At 68.1% G+C, this 26,200-nt stretch carries 23 protein-coding genes and 1 tRNA gene; 13 read left to right on the top strand and 11 right to left on the bottom strand.

Annotation, left to right across the window (positions count from 1 at the left end; all coding sequences use genetic code 11):
- Positions 1-50: 50 nt before the first annotated feature.
- From EF888_RS14605 to EF888_RS14595, 3 genes are all read right to left on the bottom strand, one after another.
- A tRNA-Ser gene (locus tag EF888_RS14605) sits at positions 51-140 on the bottom strand.
- A 62-nt stretch (positions 141-202) separates the two neighbouring features.
- Positions 203-883 (bottom strand): 2-C-methyl-D-erythritol 4-phosphate cytidylyltransferase, encoded by a 681-nt coding sequence (ispD, locus tag EF888_RS14600; RefSeq protein WP_109760717.1) that lies wholly within the window; start codon positions 881-883, stop codon positions 203-205.
- A gap of 233 nt (positions 884-1,116) precedes the next feature.
- Positions 1,117-2,793: a thiamine pyrophosphate-binding protein gene (locus EF888_RS14595; RefSeq protein ID WP_206508324.1), complete on the bottom strand. Its 1,677-nt coding sequence runs from the start codon at positions 2,791-2,793 to the stop codon at positions 1,117-1,119.
- Between the two features lie 298 nt (positions 2,794-3,091).
- On the opposite strand from EF888_RS14595, the gene EF888_RS14590 reads away from it, so the two are divergent.
- From EF888_RS14590 to EF888_RS14580, 3 genes are read left to right on the top strand one after another with little or no spacing between them, the layout of a single operon-like run.
- Complete coding sequence (locus tag EF888_RS14590; RefSeq protein WP_109760718.1) at positions 3,092-5,191, top strand: 3-hydroxyacyl-CoA dehydrogenase NAD-binding domain-containing protein; 2,100 nt, start codon at positions 3,092-3,094, stop codon at positions 5,189-5,191.
- Complete coding sequence (locus EF888_RS14585) at positions 5,182-6,369, top strand: acyl-CoA dehydrogenase family protein (RefSeq protein WP_109760719.1); 1,188 nt, start codon at positions 5,182-5,184, stop codon at positions 6,367-6,369. The genes EF888_RS14590 and EF888_RS14585 overlap by 10 nt, the downstream gene beginning before the upstream one ends.
- 2 nt (positions 6,370-6,371) lie before the next feature.
- The gene (locus EF888_RS14580; RefSeq protein WP_109760720.1) at positions 6,372-7,442 is read left to right on the top strand and encodes an acyl-CoA dehydrogenase family protein; all 1,071 of its coding nucleotides are present in this window, start codon (positions 6,372-6,374) and stop codon (positions 7,440-7,442) included.
- 49 nt (positions 7,443-7,491) lie between these two features.
- On the opposite strand, the gene EF888_RS14575 is transcribed toward EF888_RS14580, so the two are convergent.
- Genes EF888_RS14575 through EF888_RS14565 form a run of 3 tightly spaced genes read right to left on the bottom strand, consistent with a single transcriptional unit; the run spans position 7,492 to position 9,958 of the window.
- A complete protein-coding gene (locus EF888_RS14575; protein WP_109760721.1) occupies positions 7,492-7,890 on the bottom strand; it encodes a PaaI family thioesterase in 399 nt (132 codons plus the stop codon).
- A gap of 43 nt (positions 7,891-7,933) precedes the next feature.
- Positions 7,934-8,962 carry a phosphotransferase gene (locus EF888_RS14570; RefSeq protein WP_109760722.1) on the bottom strand — a complete coding sequence of 343 codons (1,029 nt, stop codon included), beginning with the start codon at positions 8,960-8,962 and terminating at the stop codon, positions 7,934-7,936.
- Between the two features lie 3 nt (positions 8,963-8,965).
- The gene (locus EF888_RS14565) at positions 8,966-9,958 is read right to left on the bottom strand and encodes an NAD(P)H-dependent flavin oxidoreductase (RefSeq protein WP_109760723.1); all 993 of its coding nucleotides are present in this window, start codon (positions 9,956-9,958) and stop codon (positions 8,966-8,968) included.
- A gap of 177 nt (positions 9,959-10,135) precedes the next feature.
- On the opposite strand from EF888_RS14565, the gene EF888_RS14560 reads away from it, so the two are divergent.
- From EF888_RS14560 to EF888_RS14550, 3 genes are read left to right on the top strand one after another with little or no spacing between them, the layout of a single operon-like run.
- Complete coding sequence (locus tag EF888_RS14560; RefSeq protein WP_109760724.1) at positions 10,136-10,588, top strand: MaoC family dehydratase; 453 nt, start codon at positions 10,136-10,138, stop codon at positions 10,586-10,588.
- 4 nt (positions 10,589-10,592) lie between these two features.
- Positions 10,593-12,386: a gamma-glutamyltransferase family protein gene (locus EF888_RS14555; RefSeq protein WP_109760725.1), complete on the top strand. Its 1,794-nt coding sequence runs from the start codon at positions 10,593-10,595 to the stop codon at positions 12,384-12,386.
- Positions 12,376-13,137, top strand: coding sequence for a sulfite exporter TauE/SafE family protein (locus EF888_RS14550; RefSeq protein ID WP_241239680.1), 762 nt, complete (start codon positions 12,376-12,378; stop codon positions 13,135-13,137). The genes EF888_RS14555 and EF888_RS14550 overlap by 11 nt, the downstream gene beginning before the upstream one ends.
- 3 nt (positions 13,138-13,140) lie before the next feature.
- Here the strand turns inward: EF888_RS14550 and EF888_RS14545 are convergent, their stop codons facing one another.
- Positions 13,141-14,166: a LacI family DNA-binding transcriptional regulator gene (locus EF888_RS14545; protein WP_241239679.1), complete on the bottom strand. Its 1,026-nt coding sequence runs from the start codon at positions 14,164-14,166 to the stop codon at positions 13,141-13,143.
- A 224-nt stretch (positions 14,167-14,390) separates the two neighbouring features.
- On the opposite strand from EF888_RS14545, the gene EF888_RS14540 reads away from it, so the two are divergent.
- Together EF888_RS14540 and iolB are read left to right on the top strand one after the other, a co-directional pair.
- On the top strand, positions 14,391-16,301 hold the full coding sequence (locus EF888_RS14540; RefSeq protein ID WP_109760726.1) for a bifunctional 5-dehydro-2-deoxygluconokinase/5-dehydro-2-deoxyphosphogluconate aldolase: 1,911 nt from the start codon (positions 14,391-14,393) through the stop codon (positions 16,299-16,301).
- 15 nt (positions 16,302-16,316) lie between these two features.
- Entirely contained in the window at positions 16,317-17,123 is an 807-nt protein-coding gene (gene iolB, locus EF888_RS14535) for a 5-deoxy-glucuronate isomerase (protein WP_109760727.1), read from the top strand.
- 7 nt (positions 17,124-17,130) lie between these two features.
- Here iolB and EF888_RS14530 read toward each other — a convergent pair whose 3' ends face one another.
- Positions 17,131-17,325 (bottom strand): heavy-metal-associated domain-containing protein, encoded by a 195-nt coding sequence (locus tag EF888_RS14530; RefSeq protein WP_109760728.1) that lies wholly within the window; start codon positions 17,323-17,325, stop codon positions 17,131-17,133.
- Between the two features lie 134 nt (positions 17,326-17,459).
- Between EF888_RS14530 and EF888_RS14525 the strand changes: the two genes are divergently transcribed.
- The 3 genes from EF888_RS14525 to EF888_RS14515 all read left to right on the top strand — a co-directional run bounded on the left by EF888_RS14525 (position 17,460) and on the right by EF888_RS14515 (position 21,289).
- Positions 17,460-19,967, top strand: a complete 2,508-nt coding sequence (locus EF888_RS14525; protein ID WP_109760729.1) for a heavy metal translocating P-type ATPase — start codon at positions 17,460-17,462, stop codon at positions 19,965-19,967.
- Positions 19,968-19,977: 10 nt separating this feature from the next.
- Complete coding sequence (gene cueR / locus EF888_RS14520) at positions 19,978-20,370, top strand: Cu(I)-responsive transcriptional regulator (RefSeq protein WP_109760730.1); 393 nt, start codon at positions 19,978-19,980, stop codon at positions 20,368-20,370.
- 124 nt (positions 20,371-20,494) lie between these two features.
- Positions 20,495-21,289 carry a L,D-transpeptidase gene (locus EF888_RS14515; protein WP_109760731.1) on the top strand — a complete coding sequence of 265 codons (795 nt, stop codon included), beginning with the start codon at positions 20,495-20,497 and terminating at the stop codon, positions 21,287-21,289.
- 16 nt (positions 21,290-21,305) lie between these two features.
- Here the strand turns inward: EF888_RS14515 and EF888_RS14510 are convergent, their stop codons facing one another.
- Entirely contained in the window at positions 21,306-21,605 is a 300-nt protein-coding gene (locus tag EF888_RS14510; RefSeq protein WP_109760732.1) for a hypothetical protein, read from the bottom strand.
- A 185-nt stretch (positions 21,606-21,790) separates the two neighbouring features.
- Between EF888_RS14510 and EF888_RS14505 the strand changes: the two genes are divergently transcribed.
- The gene (locus EF888_RS14505) at positions 21,791-22,792 is read left to right on the top strand and encodes a glycosyltransferase (protein WP_109760733.1); all 1,002 of its coding nucleotides are present in this window, start codon (positions 21,791-21,793) and stop codon (positions 22,790-22,792) included.
- Positions 22,777-23,460 (top strand): phosphotransferase, encoded by a 684-nt coding sequence (locus EF888_RS14500; RefSeq protein WP_164721708.1) that lies wholly within the window; start codon positions 22,777-22,779, stop codon positions 23,458-23,460. Before EF888_RS14505 ends, EF888_RS14500 begins: the two co-directional genes overlap by 16 nt.
- On the opposite strand, the gene EF888_RS14495 is transcribed toward EF888_RS14500, so the two are convergent.
- Positions 23,424-24,632, bottom strand: coding sequence for a sigma-54-dependent transcriptional regulator (locus EF888_RS14495; RefSeq protein WP_109760735.1), 1,209 nt, complete (start codon positions 24,630-24,632; stop codon positions 23,424-23,426). The genes EF888_RS14500 and EF888_RS14495 overlap by 37 nt on opposite strands.
- A gap of 1 nt (position 24,633) precedes the next feature.
- Positions 24,634-26,013, bottom strand: a complete 1,380-nt coding sequence (locus EF888_RS14490; protein WP_164721707.1) for a sensor histidine kinase — start codon at positions 26,011-26,013, stop codon at positions 24,634-24,636.
- Between the last annotated feature and the right edge of the window lie 187 nt (positions 26,014-26,200).

The raw sequence follows: 26,200 nt of genomic DNA, 5'->3' as shown, positions 1-26,200 counted from the left end.
GCGGCGTCAAATCTGAGAGAACGGACATCAGGGAAATCTGGAGGGGTCGGTGGCGGAGACGAAGGGATTCGAACCCTCGAGACGATTTCCCGTCTGCACCCTTAGCAGGGGTGTGCCTTCGACCACTCGGCCACGTCTCCGCCGGTGGGTCTAGCGGAGGGGGGGCAGGGCGGCAAGTGGGTTTTCCGGCGGTGGAGCGGGGTCAGGGGGCGTCGAGATGGCGGCGGGCGCGTCTCAGGTCGGCCTCGGTGGTGATCTTGAAGTTCTCTTCCGAGCCCTCGACCAGACGAACCTCCAGTCCTGCCGCACGGGCGACTTCGACGTCGTCGGCGGCGTCCGCAGGCGCGCGGGCGTGGGCGGCGCGGATCGCGTCGAAGCGGAAGCCCTGCGGGGTCTGGGCGCGGTACAACCCGGCGCGGGGGACGGGGGCGTAGTCGCGGTCGCCGTCGGCCCGCCAGAGGGCATCGACCACGGGGAGGGCGGCAAAGGCTCCCTCGGCATCGCCCAGGGCTGCGAGCACGGCGAGAATGACCTCTGCCGGGACGAAGGGACGGGCGGCGTCGTGGATCAGGACATGATCCGGCCCCGCATCGGCAAGCGCATCCAGACCCGCGCGGACCGACAGGGCGCGCGTCGCGCCGCCTGGAACCGGAGGGCGAAGGCGCGCGTCGTTCAGCCCTCGCAGGGCATCGGCGCAGAGCGCCTCGTCTCCGGCCGCGATGACCACCTGCACGACGGCGATGTCCGGAAGGTCGAGGAAGGCAGACACGGATCGGGCCAGGATCGTCCGGCCCCCGATATCAAGGTATTGCTTCGGGAGGTCCGCGCCCATCCGGGTCCCGCGTCCCCCGGCGACGATCAGCGCGGCAGTGCCTCCCGACATCCGACTAGCCCTGCGACGCGGCTGGCGAACGCTGCGACCGCCGACCGACCTGCGCCGTCCGTAGTTTACTGCCTCGCATGGGCCCTCCCGCCATTGCGGCAGGGAATAGCACAGGTCGAGCGCGGGACAAGCGTTCGAGGGACAGGCGTTTCACTCCGATCTGCTTGCGGGTCGGATGAGGTGGCCTGCCGCCACGGCGCCCGCGTCCCCTGAGGAGCGATGGAAAACACGTCTCAGCCGCGCTGTCGCTCATGCAGACCCGAAATGGTGGTGAAGGCCGAAATCGCCTCGGCGCTGGAACGGACGGTAAGGACGGCCATGCGCGTCTCGCCAAGGAAGGCCGAGACGGTGCCCGCGACATCGTCGCCCAAGCCAAGCGCGAAATCCGCTGCGCCGAATGACCGCGCCCAGACCGCGAAGTCGGGGTTGCGCAGGTCCGTGCCGGACACGCGGTTCGGATAGTCCCTCTCCTGGTGCAGGCGGATCGTGCCGTAGGTGCCGTTGTCCGAGATGACGATCTTCGGCGCCACGCCGCAGACCGCCGCCGTTGCGAGTTCGTTGCCCGTCATCATCACGCCGCCGTCGCCGACGAAGCCGATCACGCAACGGCCTGGATGGCGCAACGCCGCCGCGACCGAACCGGGAACGCCCAGCCCCATGGCGCCGCCCGCCGCACCGATCGCCTGCTGCGTCCCGTCCCAGGGCCAGCACTGGTGAACCCAGCTTGAAAAGTTGCCTGCGTCCGTCACGACGATGGCGTCGCGCGGTGCCTGGCGCGCCAGTTCCCGCACGACGATCCCGAAGTCGAGGCCGTCGTCGGACGCCTGCGGCCGGGCAGCCGAAAGGTCGCGCGCCGACGCGTTCGCCCGACGCGCCCAGTCCGCTCGTTCGGGCGGTGCGCCGAGCGTCATGCGGGCCAACGCTTCGCAGAAGGCCGAAGCGTCGCAAGGCACGGCCAGGTCGGTTCGAAACACCCGGCCCAGCACATTTGCATCGGGCCAGACGTGGATCAGCGGCTGACGCGGATCGGGCGCCAAGGGCAGGGTATAGCCTTGCGTCGGCACGTCGCCCAATCGCGTGCCGATGGCGAGGATCAGGTCCGCTTCCGACAAGACCTCGACGTGTCGTGCGGGGATCTTGAACCCAAGGTGCCCGGCGAAGAGCGGCGATCCGTTGTCGAAGATTTCCTGATGCTTGAAGGTCGGCGCGACGGGGATGCCATGCGCCTCGGCCAGCCGCGCCAGCGCCGCCCTCGCGGCGGGGCGGTCGAGACCGCTGCCGGCGATGACGAGAGGGCGTTGCGACCGGGACAGCAGAGCGGCCGCGCGCGCGATCTCGTCGTCGCCGGGTCCCGTGCGCGCAGGCGCGGACGGAGCGACGCCGGTCGGGGCAGGGCACTCGTCCGACAGCATGTCCTCGGGCAAGGCCAGGACCACGGGGCCGGGCGTGCCCGCAAGCGACAGCCGCCAGGCGCGCACCACGGTTTCTGCCAGCATCCCGGCCTCGGTGACCTCCCAGACCCCCTTGGCGATGCTGCCGAACATCCGTCCGTAGTCGACCTCCTGAAACGCGCCCCGCCCGCGCTCGTCGCGCGCGACCTGTCCGACCAGAAGGATCAGCGGAACGGCGTCCTGCTCGGCGAGATGGACGGCGATCGACGCATTCGTCGCACCGGGTCCGCGACTGACGGCCACGACGCCCGGTGCGCCGGTCAGCTTGGCGTCCGCGACCGCCATCAGCCCGGCTCCGCCCTCGTGGCGGCACACGACCGTGTCGATCCCGGAGAAGCCGTGGAGCGCATCGAGAAAGGCGAGGTAGCTCTCGCCCGGAACACAGAAAATACGGTCTGCGCCCAAGGCGTCCAGAGTATCGCGCAGCACCTCGGCCGCTCGGAGTTTGGAGTTGGACAAGCGCGTCTCCCGTGACATGTCGCCATCGCCTGTCGCCGCGCGAAACACACATCCGCCGACAACAGGGGGCCACTGAATGGTGACCCATCTATCTCGGAGTGACCATCGCTGAAATCCGTCGGTCGCAGGCTGAGCCCCTTGAACCCGACCAGCCAGCGAGGCCCCTCATAAGGCACTTCAGGGGCATCGGCGGGTTCCACATCGCCGTGACCTCTGCTCTTGTCGTCGGTCTGGATTATATCGGAAATCACGGCCCTCGGGCCGGAGCGATATGACGGGCGGCACACGAGGAGTCAGCATGACCGACACGCCGGACAAAGTGGTGCGGCTCGAGCGCGTTGACGCAACCGGGCTCGTCATCATCGACAACCCGCCGGTCAACGCCTCGTCGCATGCCGTGCGGCAGGGACTGACAGAGGCCTTGGCAATGGCGCAGGCGGACGACGACATCGACGTGATCGTCGTCTTCGGTGCCGGGCGAACCTTCATCGCGGGCGCCGATATCCGGGAGTTCGGCAAGCCGCCCCTCCACCCCCTCCTGCCCGAAGTGAACAACGGCATCGAAGCCTCTGAAAAGCCTGTCATAGCGGTTCTGCACGGAACGGCGCTTGGCGGCGGATTCGAGGTCGGTCTCGCCTCCCACGCCCGGATCGCGCTGCCGGGCACGCAGGTCGGCCTGCCAGAGGTGACCCTCGGTGTTCTGCCCGGTGCGGGCGGCACGCAGAGGGTGCCTCGGCTGATCGGCATTCCGGCGGCGCTCGACATGATAACCTCCGGGCGCCGGATCGGCGCGGACGAGGCGCTGAAGCTGGGACTGATCGACCGCATCGAAGCAGGCGACGTGCGCGATGTCGCACTGCGTATGGCCGAGGCTGTTCGGGCGGGGGACCTGAAGACTTGGCGCACGGGCGACCTGGCGGTCACGCCCGACGAGACGGCGCTCGAGGCCGAAGCCGAGAGGCTGGACCGCACCGCCCGCCACCTTTTCTCTCCGCACAAGTGCGTCGAAGCCGTGGCCCTCTCGACTGGCGACCTTGCCCGGGGCCTCACGCGAGAGCGCGAGCTTTTCATGGAGTGCATCGACAGCCCGCAGCGCGCCGGGCTGATCCACGCCTTCTTCGCCGAGCGCGCCGCAGCCCGCATTCCCGAAGCGGGGACGCCCCCCATGCAGGTCGAAAGCGTCGGCGTGATCGGCGGCGGCACCATGGGGTCCGGCATCGCGACCGCCTGCCTACTCGCAGGCCTTCCGGTGACCCTGGTTGAACAGACCGACGACGCACTCGACCGCGGCGGCGCCGCCGTGGCGGCAAACCTCGCGCAGGCGGTGAAACGCGGCAAGCTGACCGAGGACGCCCGCGCGGCGATCCTCTCGGACGCTCTGACGCTGACCACCGACATGGCCGATCTGGCCGAGGCCGACCTCGTGATCGAAGCCGTCTTCGAGGACATGGACATCAAGCGTTCGATCTTTCGCCGCCTCGACCGCATCTGCAAGCCGGGCGCGATCCTTGCCACGAACACCTCCTACCTCGACGTGAACGCCATCGCCGCCGAGACGACGCGACAGGAGGACGTCATCGGCCTCCACTTCTTCTCGCCTGCCCACGTCATGCGCCTTCTGGAGGTCGTGGTCGCCCATCGCACCGCGCCCGATGTCGTGGCGACGGGCTTTGCGCTGGCGAAGCGGCTCAGGAAGGTCGCGGTACGGGCGGGCGTCTGCGACGGCTTCATCGGCAACCGCATCCTCGCGCACTATCGCAAGGCCGTGGACTATATGCTGATGGACGGCGCATCGCCCCAGCAGATCGACGCCGCTCTCGAAGATTTCGGTTTCGCCCTCGGCCCTTTCGCGGTCTCGGACCTCGCCGGGCTCGACATCGCCTGGGCCACGCGCAAGCGAAAGGCACCCCTCCGCCCGCCGGAGGAGCGCTACATCGCCATCGCCGACCGGATCTGCGAGATGGGATGGTTCGGCCGCAAGACCGGACGGGGCTTCTACCTTTATGGCGACGGCAAGCCGGTGCCGAACCCCGATGCGCTCGCGATCGTCGACGAAGAGCGCACGAATGCCAGGATCACCCCGCGAGACTTCACCGACGACGAGATCGTCGCGCGGGTCATGACCGCCATGATATCGGAAGCGACGCGCGTGCTCGAGGATGGCATCGCGCTCCGGCCGTCCGACATCGACGCGGTCTTTCTCTTCGGGTACGGATTTCCACGTCACAGGGGCGGACCGATGCACCACGCCGATACGGTCGGCGCGGCGGAACTCGTCCGGCGGATCGAAGCCTGGGCAAGGGACGACCCGTACTACTGGCAGGTGCCGCCGCTTCTGGCCCGAATGGCGCAGGAGGGCGGCACCTTCGCCGAGATGAAGGAGCGCGAATGGACCTGAACTTCACCGAGCAAGAGCTTGCCTTCCGGGAGGAGGTGCGGCGCTTCCTTGACGAAAAGCTGCCTGCAGAGATCGCCGACAAGGTCATCGCGGGCCGCGAGTTGACCAAATCCGACATGGAGCGGTGGCACGCGATCCTGAACGCAAGAGGCTGGCTCGCCTCGACCTGGCCGGTCGATTTCGGCGGGCCCGGCTGGGGGCCGGTCGAACGTCACATCTTCGAGGAGGAGGCCTGCCGCGCCGGCGCGCCGCGTGTCCTGCCATTCGGGCTTCACATGCTGGCCCACGTCCTGATGAAGTTCGGAACGAAGGAACAGCAGGACCACTACCTCCCCCGCATCCTCGAAGGCACCGACTGGTGGTGTCAGGGGTATTCCGAGCCGGGCGCGGGATCGGACCTCGCCAGCCTCAGGACGACCGCGGTGCGCGGCGGAGACGCCTATCTCGTCAACGGTCAGAAGACCTGGACGACCCTCGGCCAGCACGCGAACCGGATCTTTTGCCTTGTCCGCACGAAAAAGGATGGAAAGCCGCAGGAGGGGATCAGCTTCCTCCTCGTCGACCTCGACAGCCCCGGCATCGAGATGCGCCCCATCCGCCTGATCGAAGGCGGGCACGAGGTGAACGAGGTATTCTTCACCGACGTGCGCGTTCCGGCTGAAAACCTCGTCGGCGACGAGAACCAGGGTTGGACCATCGCCAAGTATCTTCTCACCCACGAGAGGACGAACATTGCCGGCATCGGCTTCTCGGTTCAGGCCTTCGAGCAGGTGAAGGCGCTGGCTCGGACGGTGAAACGCGGCGGCAAGCGCCTGATCGACGACCCGCTTTATGCCGCGCGGCTGGCCCGCGTCGAGGCCGAACTCGAGGCGTTGAAGATCACCAACCTCAGGATGCTGTCCAACGCGCAGAAGAACGGCCAGCCCGGCCTCGAAAGCTCGATGCTCAAGATCAAGGGAACGGTGATCCGGCAGGCGCTGAACGATCTAGCCCGCCGCGCGCTTGGCCCCGCCGCCGGGCCTTTCCCGGCAGAAGCGCTTGCCGGCAACCTCGAGATCGCGCCGCCCGAGCACGCCCGCGCCGCGGCGCGGTACTTCAACAACCGCAAGATCTCGATCTTCGGCGGCTCGAACGAGATCCAGCGGAACATCCTCTCCAAGTCGATGCTGGAGCTTTAGACGTGGATTTCGAAACCTCCGACGACCGCCGGATGCTGGCCGACACGCTGGCGCGCTTCCTTGCCGAGGCCTGCCCGCCCGAAAAGCGCGCGACGCTGGCTTATGCCGCACCCTTCCACGACCACGAAGCGTGGTCCGGCCTCGCCGGACTCGGCGTCCTGATGGCCTTCATCCCCGAAGCCGAGGGCGGTCTCGGGGGCAGAGGCTTCGACGTGATGACGGTCTTCGAACAGATCGGCCGCGCCCTGTCGCCCGAACCCGTTCTTCCAGCGCTGATGGCCGCGCGTCTTCTCCTTGCGGCAAGAGGCGACGTCGATGGCTTGATGAGCGGAGAGGTCCGCCTTGCCGTGGCCATCGGCGAACCCGACGCGCCGTGGGACCTGTCCGACATCGCGACACGGGCGGAGCGCAACGCCGACCGGTGGACCCTCACGGGACGCAAAAGTGTCGTCTACGGGGGCAACGACGCCGACCGTCTGCTGGTCGCAGCGCGGACCGGCGAGGGCCTGTCTCTTTTCGATGTATCCCCTGAAAATGCTGGGGTGATCGGCTACGGCATGATCGACGGCGGCGGCGCGGCCGAGGTGATCCTCGACGCCACCCCGGCGACGCTGTTGATCGAGAACGCGGAAGACGCGCTGAACGACGCGCTCGACCACGGCCGCCTTGCGCTCTGCGCCGAAGCCCTGGGTGCGATGGACCATGTGCAGGCTCTCACGCTCGACTACCTGAAAACCCGCCAGCAGTTCGGCCGCCCCATCGGCAAGAACCAGGCCCTCCAGCACCGCATGGTCGATCTGATGACCGAGATCGAGCAGGCGCGGTCCATCACCATCCTCGCCGCTTCGCGCATGGCCGAGGGTGACCGCGCCCGCAGCGTGGCCATGGCCAAGCACCTGGTGGGGAGGGTCGCGACGCTCGTCGCCGAGGAAGCGATCCAGATGCACGGCGGCATCGCGATGACATGGGAACACCCCGTCTCGCATTACGCCAAGCGACTGGTGATGATCGACCACCAGCTCGGCGACACGGACTTTCACCTGTCCCGGCTGATGGAGGATCTCCGCGCCTGAGGCCGTCTTCTGTCGCAAAATACTCCGGGGTCTGGGGCAGCGCCCCAGCTCACCCCTTCCGGTAGCGAAACACGCCCGTGGCGGTCGCGACGATTTCGCCCGTCTCGTCCTCGACCCGGCCCGACGCGAAGAAGGTGGACGAGCCGCCGCCCGTCTTTCGGCCTTCCGCGATCAGAAGCGACCCCTTCGGCCGCGACAGGAAGTTCGTCGTCATCGACAGCGTCATCGCCATGACGCGGGTGTCGGGATCGCCTGTGAAGCAGCCCGCGTAGCCCATCACCGTGTCGAGAAGGACGGCATGGACCCCTCCGTGAGGGATGCCGTGGCGGTTCAGGATCGCGTCCGTCACGTCCAGCTCGAAGCGCGCATAATCCGCGCTCCAGTCCGCCATGCGAAAGCCGATGAGTTTCTGAAAGGGATAGGGATCTTCCCTCAGCCGTGGATCCATCGCGCCTTCCCCGTTCCCGTCATCCCGATATCCCCGCATCGCCTCAGCCCCTCCCCGCCGCCGCAAGACCCGAGGTTGCGTAGCCGGGCACCTGCGCACCAAGCTGAAGCGCGCGTTCGGGGTTCGAGGCGTTGCCGTCTAGGGCCCGCCGCTTCACACCCTGGAGGATGGCGGCCATGCGGAAGAAGGCGAAGGCCAGGTAGAACTCCAGCCGGTCGATGCCGGGCAGTCCCATGCGCCGGCAATAGTCCTCGACGAAGGCAGCGTCCGAGGGCAGGCCGAGTGCTGCGCGGTTCACGCCCGCCAGTCCGCGTCCCGCGGTGCCCGCTGGCCTGCTCCATTGCATCAGGACCGCCGCCAGGTCGGCGAAAGGGTGGCCGAGCGTCGAGAGCTCCCAGTCCAGCACGGCGACGATCCGCGGCGCATCCGGCGCAATCAGAAGGTTGTCGAGCCGGTAGTCGCCGTGAACCAGCGCCACCAGCCCATCGTCCGGTGGCATTTCGGCATCGAGCCACTGGATCAGCGCATCCATGTCCGGGATCGTCTCGGTCTCGCTCGCGCGGTACTGTTTGGTCCAGCGGTCGACCTGGCGGCGATAATAGCTGCCGTGCGGCCCGTAGTCGGCCAGTCCCACGGCATCGAGGTCGACCGAATGGATCGCGGCCAGGACCCGCGCCATGTCCTGCACGATGGCGGTCCGGTCGTCCTTCGTCAGGCCAGGCATGGCGGGATCGTTGAACGTGCGGCCCGGCACCAGGTCCATCAGGTAGAAGGCCGAGCCTATGACGCCGTCGTCCTCGCAAAGCGCGTGCATTCGCGCCACTGGGACGTCTGTTCCGGCCAGCGCGGATTGCACGCCGAACTCCCGTTCGACGGCATGGGCGGACTTCAGCAGCACGCCCGGAGGCTTCCGGCGCAGCACATAGTCGCCGGCCGCCGTGCGCAACGCATAGGTCGGGTTCGACTGCCCGGTCTGGAACTTCTCGACCCCGACGGGCCTCTCGAAGCCGGGCAGCCGGTCTCTGGCCCACAGGGCCACCGCGTCGACGTCGAGAGTTAGCGCGTCCGTCACCGCTCAGCCCCGTCCTCTCTCGATCATCGGCAGAACGTCCGCGCAGGCCGTGCGATACTCCGTCTCGATCCGGTCGACGAGGGCCGCGACCGGCACCACCTCGCGCACCGCGCCGATGCCCATGCCCGACCCCCAGATGTCGCGCCAGGCCCTGGGCTTCGCGGATCCCTTCGAGAAATCCATCGGCTTTGCGTCCGCCAGCATGGTGTCCGCGTCCAGCCCCGCCCGCGCGATCGACGGCTTCAGGTAGTTGCCGGGAATGCCGGTGAAGGCGGCCGAGTTCACGATGTCCTCGGCGCCCGAGTCGACGATCATCGCCTTGTAGTCGTCGGGCGCCTGCGCCTCGACCGTCGCGATGAACGGCGAACCGACATAGCCGAGGTCCGCCCCCATCACCTGCGCCGCCAACAGGCTGCGCCCGGTGGCGATGCACCCGGAGAGAAGGACAGGGCCGTCGAACCACGCCCGGATCTCCGAGACGAGAGCGAAGGGAGACTGCGGCCCCGCGTGCCCGCCCGCCCCGGCGGCGACCGCGATCAGGGCATCCGCACCCTTGTCGATGGCCTTCCGCGCAAAGGTGTCGTTGATGATGTCGTGCATCACGAAGCCGCCCGCCTCATGCGCTATGGCGTTCACCTCGGGCCGCGCGCCAAGCGAGGTGATCCAGAGCGGCACGCGCCACTTCGCGCAGATCTCGACGTCGCGCATCAGGCGCTCGTTCGAACGGTGGACGATCTGGTTGACCGCGAAGGGTGCGGCGGGCCGGTCGGGGTTCGCCTGATTGTGGCGGTCGAGCTCCTCGGTGATCCGCTTCAGCCAGCGCTCCAGCATCGGCGTCGCGTCGCCGTCCTCGTCGCGCGCGTTTAGCGCGGGGAAGGATCCGACGATCCCCGCCTTGCACTGCGCGATGACGAGGTCCGGGCCGGACACGAGGAACATGGGGGCGCCTACCATCGGAAGGCGCAGGGATTGCAGGATCGGCGGAAGGCCCGGCATCAGGATGGCGCACTCGCACTCGGCAGGGCTTCGGGCATGGGGTCTCCTTCCTGTCCTGCGACGAGTCATGCAATGCGGAACGGTCGTTCGCAAGGTCGCCAGCCCGGCGCATCGACCTGACGCCTTGCAATTCCCCGCCCCTGCGCGAAAAAGTGCGACGAGCAGAGGAGGGACGGCATGGCAGGCCTGTATTTCGAGGAATTCCACGAGGGCCAGCACTTCGTCCACGAGTTGCGGCGGACCGTGACCGAGGCCGACAACACCATGTTCAGCCTCATGTCGATGAACCCGCAGCCTCTGCACATCGACGCGCACTTCGCCGAAGGGACCGAGTGGGGGCAGCGGCTGTTCAATTCGATGTTCACCTTCGCGATCATGGTGGGCCTGAGCGTGCAGGACACGACGCTCGGGACGACGGTGGGCAACCTGGGCTTCTCCGAGGTGACCTTCCCCGCGCCGGTCTTCCACGGCGACACGCTGAGAGCGGAAACGCGCGTCCTGTCGGTGCGCGAAAGCAAGTCGAAACCCGATCGCGGCCTCGTCGAATTCGAGCACTCCTGCTTCAAGCAGGACGGCACGCTGGTCGCGCGCTGCAAGCGGATGGCCATGATGATGAAGCGGGCGGTGTGACGCGATGACCTTCACCACACGCCCCGACATCCTCGGCACCTTCGGCGCGGTCGCCACGACACACTGGATCGCCAGCGCCGTGGGGATGCGGATGCTGGAGGCCGGCGGCACGGCCGCCGACGCTGCCGCCGCCGCCGGCTTTACCCTGAACGTCGTCGAGCCGCATCTGAACGGGCCCTTGGGCGACATGCCCGCCCTCGTGTGGGCCGCCGACGCGGAAGCGCCGCGCATGATCTGCGGGCAGGGGACGGCGCCAGCGGGAGCCACGGTGGCGCATTACCGCGACCAGGGGCTGGACCTGATCCCGGGGGCGGGCCACCTCGCCACGGTCATCCCGGGCGCGTTCGACGCCTGGATTGTCATGCTGTCGCTCCACGGGCGGCTGACGCTGCGCGAGGTGCTGGAGCCCGCGATCCACTACGCCAGGCATGGCCATCCGATCCTCGCGCGGGTCTGCGACACCATCGCGGGGCAGGCCGATCTCTTCCGCGCCGAGTGGCCGACGTCTGCCGCCGTCTGGCTGCCGGGCGGCGACGTGCCCCAACCGGGAGCGCTGTTCCGGAACGTCCAGCTTGCCGATTTCTGGACACGCCTTCTGGAGGAGGCCGAGACAGCGTCGGGCCGCGAGGCGCAGATCGAGGTGGCGCGTCGCGCGTTCCGCGAGGGTTTCGTCGCCGAGGCTATCGACGGCTTCGTTCGCGAAATCGAACCGATGGACGGCACCGGCGTTCGTCGCAAGGGCGTGTTGACAGGGGCGGACATGGCCGGATGGCGCGCGACCGTGGAGGATACGGTCTCGACCCGTCACGCGGGGTGGGAGGTCTTCAAGGGCGGGTTCTGGTCGCAGGGTCCGGTCCAGCTTCAGGCGCTGAACATCCTCGACGCGCTCGGTATCGCCGGAGAGGCGCCGCTGTCGGACGGCTTCGTCCACAAGGTGACCGAGGCGCTGAAACTCGCCTTCGCCGACCGCGAGGCGTTCTATGGCGACCCGGATCACGCCGACATTCCAGCAGACCGTCTCTTGTCGCCGGACTACGCCCGCGAGCGCGCAACCCAGATCGGAGACACCGCGTCCCGCGACCTGCGTCCCGGCAGGATCGTGGGCTTCGAGACGCTGGCCGACGCCGCCATCGCCCGCTCCGCCCGGATCGGCACAGGTGCGGGGGCGGGTCTCGGCGGGGGCGAACCGACGATGGCGCACCTCGCCAACCGGAGGGGCGACACTGTCCACATCGATGTCATCGACCGCTGGGGCACGATGGTCTCGGCCACTCCCTCGGGCGGCTGGCTCCAGTCGAACCCGGTCGTGCCGGGCCTCGGCGTGCCGCTGAACAGCCGGGCGCAGATGTTCTGGCTGGACGAGGGGCTGCCCACGACGCTTGCGCCCGGACGCAGGCCCCGCACGACGCTGTCGCCCTCGATGGCGCGCGCGCCGGACGGGACGCGGATGGCTTATGGCACGCCGGGCGGCGATCAGCAGGACCAGTGGCAGCTGACCTTCATCCTGCGGATGATCCACCACGGCATGACGCCGCAGCAGGCCATCGACGGGCCGCTGTTCCACACCGGTCACCTGCAGGCCAGCTTCTATCCGCGCGGACTGAAACCCGCGCACCTGATGATCGAGCCGGCCTTCGCCCAGGCCACCCTCGAGGCGCTGCGCGCGCGCGGCCACGCGGTCGAGGTCTCGGAACCCTGGGCGGTCGGCCGCCTGACCGCCGCGCTGCGCCGTCCGGACGGGGTGATCTCGGCCGCTGCCACGCCGCGGCTGATGCAGGCCTACGCCATTGGACGTTGACCTGTCGTTCCTCGGCAGTGCGATGGAGCTTTTCTCGGTGCCCGCGCTTCTTGGCATCGCGGCAGCAAGCTTCATCGGGTCCTTCATCACCGTGGCGCTCGGCATCGGAGGCGGCGCGCTGATGCTGGCCGCGCTGGCGAGCCTGATGCCGCCCGCGGCCCTGATCCCGGTCCACGGCGCGATCCAGATCGGGTCGAACCTGTTCCGCGCTGGCATCCTTCTCGGCCATGTCTACTGGCCACCGTTCCTCGCCTTCACCATAGGCTCGGTCATCGGCGCAGTGGCGGGCGGGTCGATCGTCGTCAACCTGCCGCCGCCCTACGTCCAGATCGGCGTCGGCGCCTTCGTCATCTGGAGCGTGCTGTCGAAACCGCCCGCCTGGCTGTCGCGCTGGCCGGGCCTGACCGGGGGCATCTCCAGCTTCCTGACGATGTTCTTCGGCGCGACGGGCCTTTTCGTCGCGAACTTCACCAAGTCGCTCAACCTCCCCCGCCAGAGCCACGTCGCAACCCATGCCTCGCTGATGACGCTGCAACACGTGCTGAAGGTGGCGATCTTCGCCATCCTCGGCTTCGCCTTCGGCCCGTGGCTTGGGTTCATCGTGGTGATGGTGCTCGCTGGTCTCGCGGGAACGCTGGCGGGGAAACTTCTGCTGAACCGGATGACCGACCACGGCTTCAAACGCGCGCTCGACGTGATCCTGATCCTCGTGTCGCTGCGGCTGATCTGGACCGGCGTCGCGGCGCTCTGAGCGTCAGACCGAGGCGCGTACGACCAGGGGGCAGTCGACCTTGACCTGGATCGGCACCGTGTTGTGGCCGCCCGCCATGTCGATCAGGATCTCTGCCGCGATCTCTCCCATTTCATAGTGCGGCAGGACCATGGTCGTCAGCGGCGGGTGCATGTCCTTGGCGATCTCGCGGTCGTCGAAGCCGATGACGGAGATGTCGTCGGGAATTTTCAGCCCCGCCTCGCGGATCGCCTCGTAGCAGCCGAAGGCCATGGGGTCGTTGGCGCAGAAGATCGCGTCGGGCCGGGTTTCGAGCGCCAGAAGCGCCTTCGTCTCCTCATAGCCCGAGCGCGCCTCCCAGTTGCCGTCGCGGACGAGAACGGGGTCGAACGGGATTTCGCGCGAGGCCAGCGCCTGGCGATAGCCCCGGGCGCGGTCCTGCGTCGCCTCGAGCCCCTCAAGCCCGTTGATGAGCGCGATCCGCGTCCGGCCCCTGTCCAGAAGATGTTCGACTGCAGTGCGGCCTCCAAGCGCGTCCCCGGGCACAACCGAATGAAGCGAACGATCCTTGTCCCAGCCGTTCAGAAGGACGGTCGGGTGCCGCGTGACCTGCGCGGATGGCCGGACCTGCCGCGTGAGGATGGTGCCGTAGATGATCCCCGCCAGCGGCGTCGACTGGAACTGCTCCATCACCACCGCTTCGTTCTCGGCGTCTGCGGCCACGGCGAGGACGGCGTTCAGCCCGAACTCCAGCGCCTTCTTCTGCGCGCCGTCGAAGGCGGCGGTCATCCAGGGATCCGAGGAAATCTCGTCGGCGAGGAACAGAAGCACGGGCTGGGTGTCGGGAAGCTTGCGCGACTTCCGCCGCGGCAGGCTGTAGCCCAGATCGCGCGCGGCCGTGCGCACCCTCTCGCGCGTTGTCTCGGCCAGCTTGACGTCGGGGCTGCCGTTCAGGACCAGGGACACCGTCGCCTGCGAGACGCCGGCAAGTTCGGCGACATCCATCATCGTTGCGCGCGACTTCTTCCGGCCTTTCGGCGTAGCGTCCATTCGTGTCCGTCCCATTCGGCGAAAGTTTCGCTAAAGATTTTCGCTCTCGGATGCAAGTCTTTGCATATGCGGCTCACATCTCAACATGAAGGGTTGAAAATGTTGTCATTTCGTCTCATCCCGAGCGCCCTTGCCGAGGCAGAGGCGCTTCTCATTCCCTATTCCGCGCGTTAGGTGACGTAGCGGAGGCGGCGCGGGGCAGCGCCCAGAAGAAGGCGGCGACCGTGACCACGACACTCGATCTCATCACCATCGGCCGGTCATCGGTGGACCTTTACGGCGGCCAGGTCGGCGGGCGGCTCGAGGACATGCGGTCCTTCGACAAGTACATCGGCGGCTCGCCCACCAACATCGCCTGCGGCACCGCGCGGCTGGGTCTGAAGTCGGCCGTCATCACGGGTGTGGGCGACGAGCACATGGGTCGCTTCATCCGCGAGGAGCTGGAGCGTGAGGGCGTCGACACGCGCGGCGTCAAGACCGACCCCGAGCGGCTGACGGCGCTGGTGCTTCTGGGCATCCGCGACCAGGAGCGGTTTCCGCTGATCTTCTACCGTGAGAACTGCGCCGACATGGGTCTGACCGAAGCCGACATCGACCCCGACTTCATCCTTGAGGCGCGCGCCGTCGTTGCCACGGGCACGCACCTGTCGCACCCCCGCGTCGAGGCCGCGACGCTGAAGGCGCTGAAGATCGCACGAGAGGCGGGGCGCAGGACGGCGCTCGACATCGACTATCGCCCGAACCTCTGGGGCGTCGCCGGGCATGGCGAGGGCGAAAGCCGCTTCGTCGAAAGCCAAGCGGTCACCGACAAGCTGCAATCGACGCTGCATCTCTTCGACCTGATCGTGGGCACCGAGGAAGAGTTCCACATCGCGGGCGGCTCGACCGATACGGTCGCGGCCCTTCGTGCGGTGCGGGAGGTGTCGGCGGCGACGCTCGTCTGCAAGCGCGGTGCGCGAGGCGCGGTGGCCTTCACCGGCGCCATCCCCGACAGCCTCGACGACGGCGAGGCGGGTCCCGGGTTCCCGATCGAGGTGTTCAACGTCCTCGGCGCGGGCGACGGCTTCATGTCCGGGCTGCTGAAGGGCTGGCTCGACGACGAGGACTGGCCGATTGCGCTGAAGTACGCCAACGCCTGCGGCGCTTTCGCCGTGTCACGACACGGCTGCACGCCGGCCTATCCGTCGTGGGAGGAGCTTCAGTTCTTCTTCCGCCGCGGGATCGAGCGGCCCGACCTTCGCAACGACGAGGAGCTGGAGCAGGTCCACTGGGCCACGAACCGCCACCCCGACTGGCCGGCGGTGCGCGTCTTCGCCTTCGATCACCGCGCGCAGATGGAGGCGCTGGAAGGTGCGACGGACGAGCGGATCGGGCGCTTCAAGGAGCTGTGCCTCGACGCCACGCTCGCGGTCGCGCAGGGTCAGCCGGGTTACGGGCTTCTCTGCGACGCTCGCCTGGGACGCGACGCGCTTTACCGCGCGGCGGGGCAGGGCCTGTGGATCGGGCGTCCGGTGGAATGGCCGGGGTCGCGTCCCCTGACGCTCGAGCCCGAGCTGGGGCCGGACTTCGGTGGGTTGGCGGAGTGGCCGCGCGAGCATGTCGTCAAGGTGCTGTGCTTCTGCCATCCGAACGACAAGGCCGCGACCTGGGCCGACCAGGAAGCGACGATCCTGAGGCTCTACCACGCCTGCCGCCGCAACCGGCTGGAGTTCCTGCTGGAAGTCATCCCGTCGAAGGTCGGACCCGTGGGCGACGACACCACGGCGTGGCTCGTCGAGCGCTTCTACGACCTGGGCGTGCGGCCGGACTGGTGGAAGCTCGAACCGATGCGCTCGGAAGCGGCGTGGGACGCGACGGTCGAGGCGATCGAGCGCAACGATCCGCACACGCGCGGCATCGTCATCCTCGGCCTCGGCGAAAGCGAGGAGGTGCTGGCGGAGAGCTTTCGCGTCGCCGCGAGCTATCCTCTGGTCAAGGGCTTCGCGGTCGGTCGCACCATCTTCGGCGATGCCGCGAGCGACTGGATGGCGGGCCGCATCGGCGACGACGAGGCTGTTCGCAGCATGACCGACACCTACGCGCGGCTCTGTTCCGTGTGGGACGACGCGCGCGCTGCAGCCCAGGCCCGCGCCTGACGAAAGGACGACACGATGCCCGATCTTCTCCTCCGCCCCTTTGGCACCCGCGGCAAGGTTCACGAGGTCACGCCCCAGACCGCCGGTTGGCGCTATGTGGGCTTCGGGCTCTATCGCCTGCGAGCAGGCGATACGGCGTCCGAGGTCACGGGCTCGAACGAGGTGATCCTCGTCGTGGTCGAGGGCAAGGTCCGGATCGAGGGTGGGGGACAGGACTGGGGTGTCCTCGGCGAGAGGATGGACGTCTTCGAGAAGACGCCGCCGCATTCGCTTTATCTCCCGAACGGCGCGGAGTGGACGGCCACGGCCGAGACCGACTGCGTTCTTGCCGTCTGCGCCGCCCCCGGCAAGGGCGGCCACGAGGCGCGGAAGATCGGGCCCGATGGCATCGACCTCGTCACGCGGGGCAAGGGCACCAACACGCGCCACATCAACAACGTGGCGATGGAGAACGAGGATTACGCCGACGCGCTCCTGGTCACCGAGGTGTTCACGCCTGCCGGCCACTGGTCGTCCTACCCGTCCCACCGGCATGACGAGGACGACTTCCCGCGCGTGACCTACCTGGAAGAGGTCTATTATCACCGCCTGAATCCTTCGTCGGGCTTCGGGGTTCAGCGCGTCTACACCGACGACGGCAAGCTCGACGAGACGATGGCGGTGTCGGACGGCGACGTGGTGCTGGTGCCGCGCGGGCATCATCCATGCGGTGCGCCCTACGGGTTCGAGATGTACTACCTCAACGTCATGGCGGGGCCGCTGCGCAAGTGGCGCTTCGTGCCCGCGCCCGAGGTCGAATGGATCATGGAGCGCGACAAGTAGGCCGGCGTCAGGCGAGCGTCGAGTCGTAGCCTGCGGACTTGATCGCCGCCGCGATTTCAGTGGCCGAACGCTCGGACGCGACCGTGACGGTGTTGGTCGCGAGGTCTGTCTGCACCGTCGCATTCGGATCGACGTCGGCAATGCCCTTGGTGATGGCAGCGGTGCAATGCCCGCAATCCATGCCCGGAACGTTGAATTTCATCTTGGACTCCCTGCTTATTCAAGTGTTTTGAGGCTTCCAGCGGGTGGAACGTCAAGATCTTTCGGAAGACCCCTTGAGCTTCCAGTGACTGGAAGCTCTATATCCTGTTCCGACTCGGAAATCGGGAGATTGCCATGACTGGCGCAGACAAGGTGACGTTGCACGTTGAGGGGATGAGTTGCGCGTCCTGCGTCGGGCGCGTCGACCGGACGCTCGCGGCGCTCGACGGCGTGACGGACGTCTCGGTGAACCTCGCCGCAGAGACGGCGAGCTTCCGCGTTTCAGACGTTTCGCGCGTGAGTGATGCGGCGCAGGCACTCGAAGTCGCGGGATATCCCGCGCGACGGACGCGCGTGACCTTCGACATCGAGGGCATGTCCTGCGCCTCCTGTGTCGGACGCGTTGACCGGACGCTGGCGGCAATGCCGGGCGTCCTGTCGGTGTCCGTGAACCTCGCCGCCGAGACGGCGACGGTGGAGTATCTGGAAGGGGCCACGACACCTTCCGATCTGGCTGCGGCCTCGTCCGCCATCGGCTACCCCGCGAGAGCGGCGCTGGCCGACGCGACGCAAGGCCGGGCCGAACGCAAGGCCGACGAGGCCCGCGCCTTCGCCCGCCGCGCCGCCGTGGCTGGGGCGCTGACCTTGCCGGTCTTCGTCTTGGAGATGGGTGCGCACATGGTGCCGGCCTTCCATCACCTCATCGCGCGGACCATCGGAACCGAGGCCTCCTGGATCATCCAGTTCCTGCTGGCGACGGCCGTTCTCTTCGGTCCCGGACGACAGTTTTTCGAAAAGGGCGTGCCTGCGCTTCTGAAGGGCGCGCCCGACATGAATAGCCTGGTGGCGGTCGGCACGGGTGCGGCGTGGGGCTATTCGGTGGTCGCGACGTTCCTGCCCGGCGTGCTGCCCGAGGGGCTGCGCGCCGTCTATTTCGAGGCGGCGGCGGTGATCGTCGTGCTGATCCTGATCGGCCGCTGGCTCGAAGCGCGCGCGAAGGGGCGCACGGGGGCGGCGATCCAGGCGCTTCTGGGGCTCCAGGCGCGGACGGCGCGCGTCCTGCGGGACGGTGAGATGGTCGATGTGGACGTCGAGCGGTTGTCCGTGGGGGACATGGTCCTTGTCCGGCCAGGCGAGCGCATCCCGACCGATGGCGAGGTCACGGAGGGATCGAGCAACGTCGACGAAAGCATGATTACCGGGGAGCCGCTGCCCGTCAGCAAAGGAGAGGGGGCCGCGGTCACGGGCGGCACCGTGAACGGCTCGGGCAGCCTGACCATCCGCGCGACCCGCGTCGGCGCCGATACCACGCTCGCACGCATCGTGCGCATGGTGGAGGAGGCGCAGGGCGCGAAGCTGCCGATCCAGGGCCTCGTCGACCGCGTGACGCTGTGGTTCGTGCCGGGTGTCATGGCGCTGGCCACGCTGACCGTCGTGGCCTGGCTGATCTTCGGGCCGGACCCCGCGCTGACCTTCGCACTGGTCGCGGGCGTATCGGTCCTGATCGTGGCCTGCCCCTGCGCCATGGGCCTCGCCACGCCGACCTCGATCATGGTCGGCACGGGGCGCGCGGCCGAGATGGGCGTCCTCTTTCGCAAGGGCGACGCCCTGCAAGGATTGTCCGGCGTGCAGGTCGTGGCGCTCGACAAGACCGGGACGGTGACCGAGGGCAAGCCGACATTGACCGACGTGGTCGTCGCCGAAGGCTTCGCGCGCGACGAGGTGCTGGCTTTCGTCGCCGCCGTCGAGGCGATGTCGGAACACCCGATCGCCGAAGCGATTCTGCGCGGCGCGCGGGCCGAAGGCGTCACGGTGCCCGTTGCGACTCAGTTCAGCTCGGTCACCGGATATGGCGTCGCCGCCCGTGTAGAGGGCCGCGAGGTCATGGTCGGCGCCGACCGCTACATGATCCGCGAGGGCGTCGAGATCGCGCCTCTGGCGCAGGTCGAGACCGATCTGGCCGCGCGGGGCCGAACGGCGGTCTACGCCGCCATCGACGGCAGGCTGGCGGCGGTCGTCGCCGTCGCAGACCCCGTCAAGCCGTCCAGCCGCGCCGCAATTGCAGCTCTGCGGGCGCGGGGCCTCGAGGTCGCGATGATCACGGGCGACAAGCGCGAGACGGCTGAGGCCATCGCACGCGAGACGGGCATCGACCGCGTCATCGCGGGCGTGCTGCCCGACGGAAAGGTGGCCGCGCTCGACGAGTTGCGCGCGGGCGGGCGGCGCGTGGCCTTCGTGGGCGACGGCATCAACGATGCGCCGGCGCTTGCCCACGCCGACGTGGGCATCGCCATCGGCACCGGCACCGACGTCGCCATCGAATCGGCCGACGTGGTGCTGATGTCGGGCGACCTGAAGGGTGTGGTGGACGCCGTCGAGGTCTCGCGCCGGACGATGGCGAACATCCGCGAGAACCTGGCCTGGGCCTTCGGTTACAACGTGGCTCTCATTCCCGTTGCCGCCGGTGTGCTTTACCCGGCCTATGGCATCCTCCTGTCGCCCGTCTTCGCGGCCGGCGCAATGGCGCTGTCGTCCGTGTCGGTCCTCGCCAACGCCTTGCGCCTGCGCCGCATTCGTCCGGCCATGAGCGCGACCCAGACCCCCGCGCCGACCCCGGTCCTGCGCAGCCAGCCAGCCGAATAGGAGAACGCTCATGAACATCGGAGAAGTCGCCGAACGCTCGGGCCTGCCGGCCAAGACGATCCGCTACTACGAGGACATCGGACTTGTTCGCCCTCAGCGCAGCAGGAACGGCTATCGCGCCTTCCGCGAGAGCGACCTGCACAAGCTCGCCTTCCTGGGCCGCGCACGGGCGCTTGGCTTCACCATCGAGGATTGCCGGACGCTTCTGAGCCTCTACGAGGACGAGAGCCGCGAGAGCGCGCAGGTCAAGACGCTCGCCGAGGAGCACCTGGCTGAAATCGACGCCAAGATCTCGCAGCTTCAGTCGATGCGCGCGCTCCTGTCGCGGCTGGTCGCCTCCTGCTGCGGCGACGACAGGCCCGATTGCCCCATCCTCGACGACCTCGCGGGAGAAATTCACTAGCCGGGGCGTGTTTATGCAACGGTGCCGTAAGGTGATTCCGGCATTTTGCGGGCACTGCTTGAATTTCGCCCCATTTTGACTCTAGCTGGGTGGCTGACCTGGGGACCTTACGGAGACGCTCGGAATGACTCTGACAAGACGGCACTTCATAGCGACATCGGCCACGCTGTTCTCGGCGGCGCTGCCCGTTCCGGTGTTCGCGCAGTCGGACGAGATGCAGGGCCCGCTGCTGCCGCCGTCGGGTCCTGCTGCGGCCGATCCGAACGCGACGCCGGTCGAAACCACCGTCGAGACTGCCGTGGACGCCCCGGCCGAGCCGCCGGCGCGCCAGCCCGTTTCGGACAGCAGCCGCTGGAACCAGTGGGACGCGCAGGTGACGCCGGCCAACTACAATCCCGCGACGACGAACCCCTGGGGCTTCCACGACCGCTTCCTGCCGAAGCGGGTCGAGGCCAACTCCGGGTTGCGTCCGGGCGACATCCACGTCGATGCCGTGGCGCGCTATCTCTACCACATCCAGCCGGACGGGACCGCGCTGCGCTTCGGGGTCGCCATCGCGAAGGGCAACCTCTACGAGCCCGGCGTTTATACCATCAAGGTCAAGAAGAAGTGGCCGACCTGGCGCCCGACCGAGGACATGATCGAGCGCGATCCCGGCGCCTACGAAAAATTCGCGGACGGCATGGACGGCGGCCCGAGCAACCCGCTCGGCTCGCGCGCGCTGTACCTCTTCTCAGGAGGCCGCGACACTTACCTGCGGATCCACGGTACGCCCTATCCGCGGTCCATCGGCGGCCGCGCCAGCTCTGGCTGCGTGCGCATGGTGATGGCGCACATCATCGGGCTCTACGATCAGGTGGCGCTCGGGTCGAGCGCGCATCTCTATCCGGCGGAAGGGATGTTGGCGGCGCGGTCCTGACGGACCGGGCCCCGGCTCAGGCTGCCGGGGCGGGTGCTGCGGCCGCCGACGATGCCGTGCAGAGGTGACGCTTGTTGACCGACAGAAGCGGCAGCATCGTCGTCTCGACCGGTCCGACGTGCCGGTACCAGTAGCAGCCGTCCTCGGGCATCAGCTTGACCGACCGAAGATCCTGGCCCGGCGCGGCGAGGGCCACCAGCTGATCGGGCAGGTTCGACGTTCCGCCTTCGATCGGCGCGCCGCTGGTGGTGACGCCAGTCGACGCGCAGGCGCCAAGCCAGAGCGTCGCGCTGACGATGAAGACAAGTCTGGTCATGGGTGTCCCGCTCAAGCCGATTTCAACGCGATTACGGTATCTTGGAAAGCACTTCATACGCAAGGGTCCGGGCGCCGTTTCGCGCGTTGGATACGCGCAATTGGGGCTTTTGACCCAGCCTGAAGCGGGCCTGCGGCTTTTGCCGTCCGGCCTTGCGTGAAAGGCTGCCGCGCGAGGGAGACAGCATGACCCGCGCCAAGACCGTCGCCTTTCTCGGAACGTCCAGATCCGGCCTTGGCCACCTGCGCCGGCTGTCCACGATCGCGCGGGCGATCCACACGGCGGACCCGTCGGTTCGGGCGCATCTTTTCACCAACGCGCCGCCGGAGGGCCTTTTGCCCGAAGATCGCGCGGTCTTTCAAGACATCAAGGTCGTCGCGCGCCAGCATATGGGGCGGGCGGTCGGGCAGGGTAGCTTCGACCTGGCGGTGGTGGATACGCTCAAGCTGCCGGGATCGGCGCACCTGGGCTGTCCTGCGGTCCTGGTCCTGCGCGAGACGCCCGACAGTCTGCTGACCGGGTTCCGGCGCGACGACGGGCGCCCCTGGGATCGGGTCATCGTCCCGAACCCTCCAGGACATTGGTGTCCTTCCCTCGGCGCAGGCTTCGCGCATTCGGTCGATTGCTGCGGGTGGATCCTGCGGCCGACAGGCGCGCGTCGTCCCGAGGACGGCACTGCGGGCATCGTCGTCGCCACGGGCGGTGGCGGCACCGCCGAGACCCGCGCCGGTCTCTATCCGCTGCTCGACGCGGTGATCGCAGAGACGCGGAGGCTTGCGGCAGGCCCCTTTCGGGTCCGCCACGCGCTCGGCCCTCGCGCTTCGGGAGAGGCGCTGCCAGAGGCCGGCGAGGTGTTCGATCCCAGTGGAGATCTGAACGCCGTCTTCCGTGCGGCGGACGTGGTGATCTCGACGGCAGGCTACAATTCGGTGCTCGAACTGGCCAGCACCGACACGCCGACGCTTCTTGCCGCCATTCCCCGCAGCCTCGACGATCAGGCGGCGCGGGTCCGCCTGTGGGGGCCGAGGCTGGGCTGCGCACTTCGTCCTGACCGCCTCGGCACGGCATCCGCCTGGCTTGCCGACCGCATCGACCATCCGCGCCGGCGACGCCCCGTCGACCTCGGTCCGGACGGCGCGACGGTCGCGGCCAGACTGATCCTCGAGATGACGTGTCCCGTTTCCTGAAGACGCACCGGGACGAGGCGACGGCGGCCGAGGCGCTTCGGCGCGCCTCGATCCTTCGCCGTGCAGGGCTGCCTACGCCCCATGCGATGGCCGGCGCGGACGCACGGCAGGTCTCGTTCGCGCGGATCGAGGGTGAAACGGGCTTGCCCTTGCTTGCCAGCGGCTTGGCCGGCCTTCTTGAGCTGGTCGCCCTGCTTCACGAATGTCCGGTAGCTGGCCTTCCTCCCCTCGATCCATTCCGTCGTATCCGTCCGCGAGAGGCGCTGCTGCGGAATGAGGAGATCCGGTCCGTTCTGGACGAGACCGTCCCGAGCGGCACCGCCACGTTGCACGGCGATCTTCACGCGGGACAGTTCATCCGCGATGGCGGCGGAACGGTATGGATCGTCGACCTCGACGATCTGACGCTTGGACCTCCCGAAGCGGACCTCGCCAACTTCGCAGCCCATTCTGCGACCTCGCTTCAAGGCGGCGTGGAGCTTTGGGCCGACCGGGTGCGCGCCGCGTGGCGCGACATCGGGCGACCCTGCGACGACGACGTCTTCCGCCGCCTCCTGCGCATCGCGCTGGTCCGCCGGCACCTGAAACTGCGCGAGACGGGACGGCCGGACCACGAAGCGATGGTGGCGACCTACCTGCGCGAGAGCTCGAATTTCTCCATCCTGTAGCGCAGGGTGTCGCGGCTGATGCCCAGAAGCTCGGCTGCGCGCGAGACGTTGCCGCCCGTGCGGGTCAGCGCCGTCGTGATGGCGCCGAGTTCGATGTCGCGAAGCGTCGGCAGCTCGCCCGACTGCCTGGCGCCGATGGCACGGATATGCGGGCCGTCGATCTGGCCGTCGGTCTGCTCTAGCATCGCGCGGGCGATGCAATTCTCAAGCTCGGCCACGTTGCCCGGCCAGTCATGCTCCAGCAGCCTGGCGCGGGCGGCGGAGGTGAAGCGCGGGCGCGCCTCGCCCCGGTCGCGGGCAATCCGGCGGGCGAAGATGTCGGCGATGGGCAGGACGTCGGCGGCCCGCTCGGCCAAGGGCGGCATGTCGATCCAGCCGACCTGGATGCGGTACAGAAGGTCGGGCAGGAAGCCGGGTCCCGGCGAAAGGTGGCGAACGGACGTGGCGATGAGGCAGGGCGGCCGGTCGTCCTGCTGGAGCCGCTGGAGGATCCGTGCCTGCCCGCCGAGGGACAACTCCGACACATGGCGCAGGATCAGCGTTCCGCCCGACGCGCGGCGCATCCGGTCGTCCATGTCGTCCTCGCGGTCGACGGCGCAGTCGAAGGTCTCGAGCGGCGTTTCGGGGGCTGCGGTCTCGTGCAGGGCCACGGCCGCCAGCGACTTGCCGCTGCCCTCGGGGCCCATGATGAGGATGCCCGGCCGGGTGTCGCCCGGCTTGCCGAGCTTGCGGATGGTGGCGCGAAGGGCGTTCGCCGCCGAAGAGCGACCGACGATCCTGTCCGCCCCGGTGCGTTCGAGGCCGCCCTGCATCTCGTCCAGCATCAGTTCGCCCGCGATGGAGGCGATGGCCGACAGGGGCGTCGGCTTGACGAGAAAGTCGCGGGCGCCGCCCTTCATCGCGCGGACGGCCACGTCGATGTCGCCGTGGCCCGTCATCATCACCACCTGCGTGCGCGGCGAGGCTGCGCGGATGCGCTCCAGAAGCTCGAGGCCGTCGTCCTCGTTCAGCTTGTAGTCGAGGATCACGAGGCGGGGGGCGTCGCGTTCGATCATCGCGCGCGCCGATGCGGCGTCGACGGCATAGCTGGCCGAGAAGCCGCGCCGTTCGAGGAAGCTGACGATGGACCGCGCGAGCACCACCTCGTCCTCGACGATCAGGATATCGCTCATCTCAGGCCCTCGCCGGTACGGTCAGTGTGACTTCTACGCCCGTCTCGGGGCGGTTCTTCAGATCGAGCGAGCCGCCGAGACGCTCGGCGATGCGACGCCCGAGCGCCAGACCGACGCCGAGGCCCGACGACTTGGAGGTCTGGAACGGCACGAAGAGCCGCGCCATCTGCTCGTCGCTGAGGCCCGGGCCGGTGTCGGCGACCTCGATTGCGATGCGGCCGCCGGGGGCCGCGTGCCAGCCGATCCGCAGGACGCCGCCCGCCTTCATCGCCTCGATGGCGTTCGACAGGATGGTGTTCAGCACCTGTTCGAGTTCCGCCGAGCCAGCCGAGGCGACCGGACTGCCCTGGCTTTGTGCCAGCTCGACCGCGATGCCACGCTTGCGCAACTGGGGTTCGAAGCCCGCAAGACAGCGCTGGATGATGACGTCGACATGCGCAATGTCGCCGGCGCTGTCCGGCGCCGCGCGGGTCCGGGTGAGGAACGAGCGGATCCAGGTTTCCAGCCGGTCGACCTGATCCATGATGTCGTGGATCGCGGTGCGGCTGTCGCCCGGAATGTCGTCCTCCGCCACCAGTTCGGCGCAGGAGCGTATGGCCGCCAGTGGATTTCGCAGTCCGTGGGCCACGGCGGAGGCCATTTCGCCCACGACGGCCAGGCGCTCGGTCTCGACCAGCCGCTGCTCCTGGCGCCGCAGGATGCGGGTTGCGTAGACCACGACGGCGAGAAGCGCCGTAAAAAGGACGGTCCCCGCCATCAGAGCGCCAACCCAGGCCAGCGTGACGACGCCGTGGATGGTGTCGAGAAGGGCTTCGGGGGCCTTGTAGACCTCGACCGCGCCGATGACGGTGCTGTCGTCGTCGGACCAGATCGGAATGTAGAACTCGATGAACTCCTGGACGTCGGTCGGGAAGCCGACATGTTCTTCCTTGCCCTCGCGGTCGACGACCACGATCTCGGGGTCGAGCTTGCCCACGAGCGCGGCTTCAAGCTCGTCGTTGTCCTCGAACGTGCGTCCGATCAATTCGGGGTCGCTCGACCACAGGACCTCGCCCGAGGCGGAATAGATGTTTGCGCGGAAGACGTCGGGAAGGCGCGAGACGTGCGTGAAGAATTCGCGTGTCTCGGCGTCGCCTGCAGGGTCCGAGATGCGCGACATGCCGAAGGAGTTTGGATCGGCCTCCTCGACGCGCACGATGGAGTTGAGGAACTCCATCGAGACGACGGCGTCCCGCATCATCATGTTCGTGGTCATGTAGTTTGCGAGGTACTGGCTGAGCACGCTCGTGGTCGTGAAGATCGCAACGAAGCTCGTCACCACGAAGATCGCGAGAACCTGCATGTAGTGCGGAGAGTCGCGCAGCGACAAGAGTTTCGGCACCGGTTGGGCTCCCATGGAATCACGTCCGCATTGGTTACAATCTCTCCGATCTTGCCCGATCGCCTGGCAATCAACCGAGGTTATAGGCGTCGGATTCGGGGCATATCCCCCTAAAGATGACGGCGGAGGTCTGCCGGGCGCCGTCCTGGCCTGACGACCTCCTGGGGGATTTCGCCCAAACCCGGCG

The sequence above is a fragment of the Silicimonas algicola genome, assembly GCF_003970735.1.
Taxonomy (GTDB): Bacteria; Pseudomonadota; Alphaproteobacteria; order Rhodobacterales; family Rhodobacteraceae; genus Silicimonas; species Silicimonas algicola.
This window is presented reverse-complemented; position numbering and strand designations above follow the sequence as displayed.

Bases quoted from the DNA above. Each gene is read 5' to 3' on its own strand.
- ispD (WP_109760717.1), bottom strand. From the start codon at position 883: ATGTCGGGAGGCACTGCCGCGCTGATCGTCGCCGGGGGACGCGGGACC.
- EF888_RS14590 (WP_109760718.1), top strand. From the start codon at position 3,092: ATGACCGACACGCCGGACAAAGTGGTGCGGCTCGAGCGCGTTGACGCA.
- EF888_RS14585 (WP_109760719.1), top strand. From the start codon at position 5,182: ATGGACCTGAACTTCACCGAGCAAGAGCTTGCCTTCCGGGAGGAGGTG.
- EF888_RS14575 (WP_109760721.1), bottom strand. From the start codon at position 7,890: ATGGATCCACGGCTGAGGGAAGATCCCTATCCCTTTCAGAAACTCATC.
- EF888_RS14565 (WP_109760723.1), bottom strand. From the start codon at position 9,958: ATGCCGGGCCTTCCGCCGATCCTGCAATCCCTGCGCCTTCCGATGGTA.
- EF888_RS14560 (WP_109760724.1), top strand. From the start codon at position 10,136: ATGGCAGGCCTGTATTTCGAGGAATTCCACGAGGGCCAGCACTTCGTC.
- EF888_RS14555 (WP_109760725.1), top strand. From the start codon at position 10,593: ATGACCTTCACCACACGCCCCGACATCCTCGGCACCTTCGGCGCGGTC.
- EF888_RS14545 (WP_241239679.1), bottom strand. From the start codon at position 14,166: ATGGACGCTACGCCGAAAGGCCGGAAGAAGTCGCGCGCAACGATGATG.
- iolB (WP_109760727.1), top strand. From the start codon at position 16,317: ATGCCCGATCTTCTCCTCCGCCCCTTTGGCACCCGCGGCAAGGTTCAC.
- EF888_RS14530 (WP_109760728.1), bottom strand. From the start codon at position 17,325: ATGAAATTCAACGTTCCGGGCATGGATTGCGGGCATTGCACCGCTGCC.
- EF888_RS14525 (WP_109760729.1), top strand. From the start codon at position 17,460: ATGACTGGCGCAGACAAGGTGACGTTGCACGTTGAGGGGATGAGTTGC.
- cueR (WP_109760730.1), top strand. From the start codon at position 19,978: ATGAACATCGGAGAAGTCGCCGAACGCTCGGGCCTGCCGGCCAAGACG.
- EF888_RS14515 (WP_109760731.1), top strand. From the start codon at position 20,495: ATGACTCTGACAAGACGGCACTTCATAGCGACATCGGCCACGCTGTTC.
- EF888_RS14510 (WP_109760732.1), bottom strand. From the start codon at position 21,605: ATGACCAGACTTGTCTTCATCGTCAGCGCGACGCTCTGGCTTGGCGCC.
- EF888_RS14505 (WP_109760733.1), top strand. From the start codon at position 21,791: ATGACCCGCGCCAAGACCGTCGCCTTTCTCGGAACGTCCAGATCCGGC.
- EF888_RS14495 (WP_109760735.1), bottom strand. From the start codon at position 24,632: ATGAGCGATATCCTGATCGTCGAGGACGAGGTGGTGCTCGCGCGGTCC.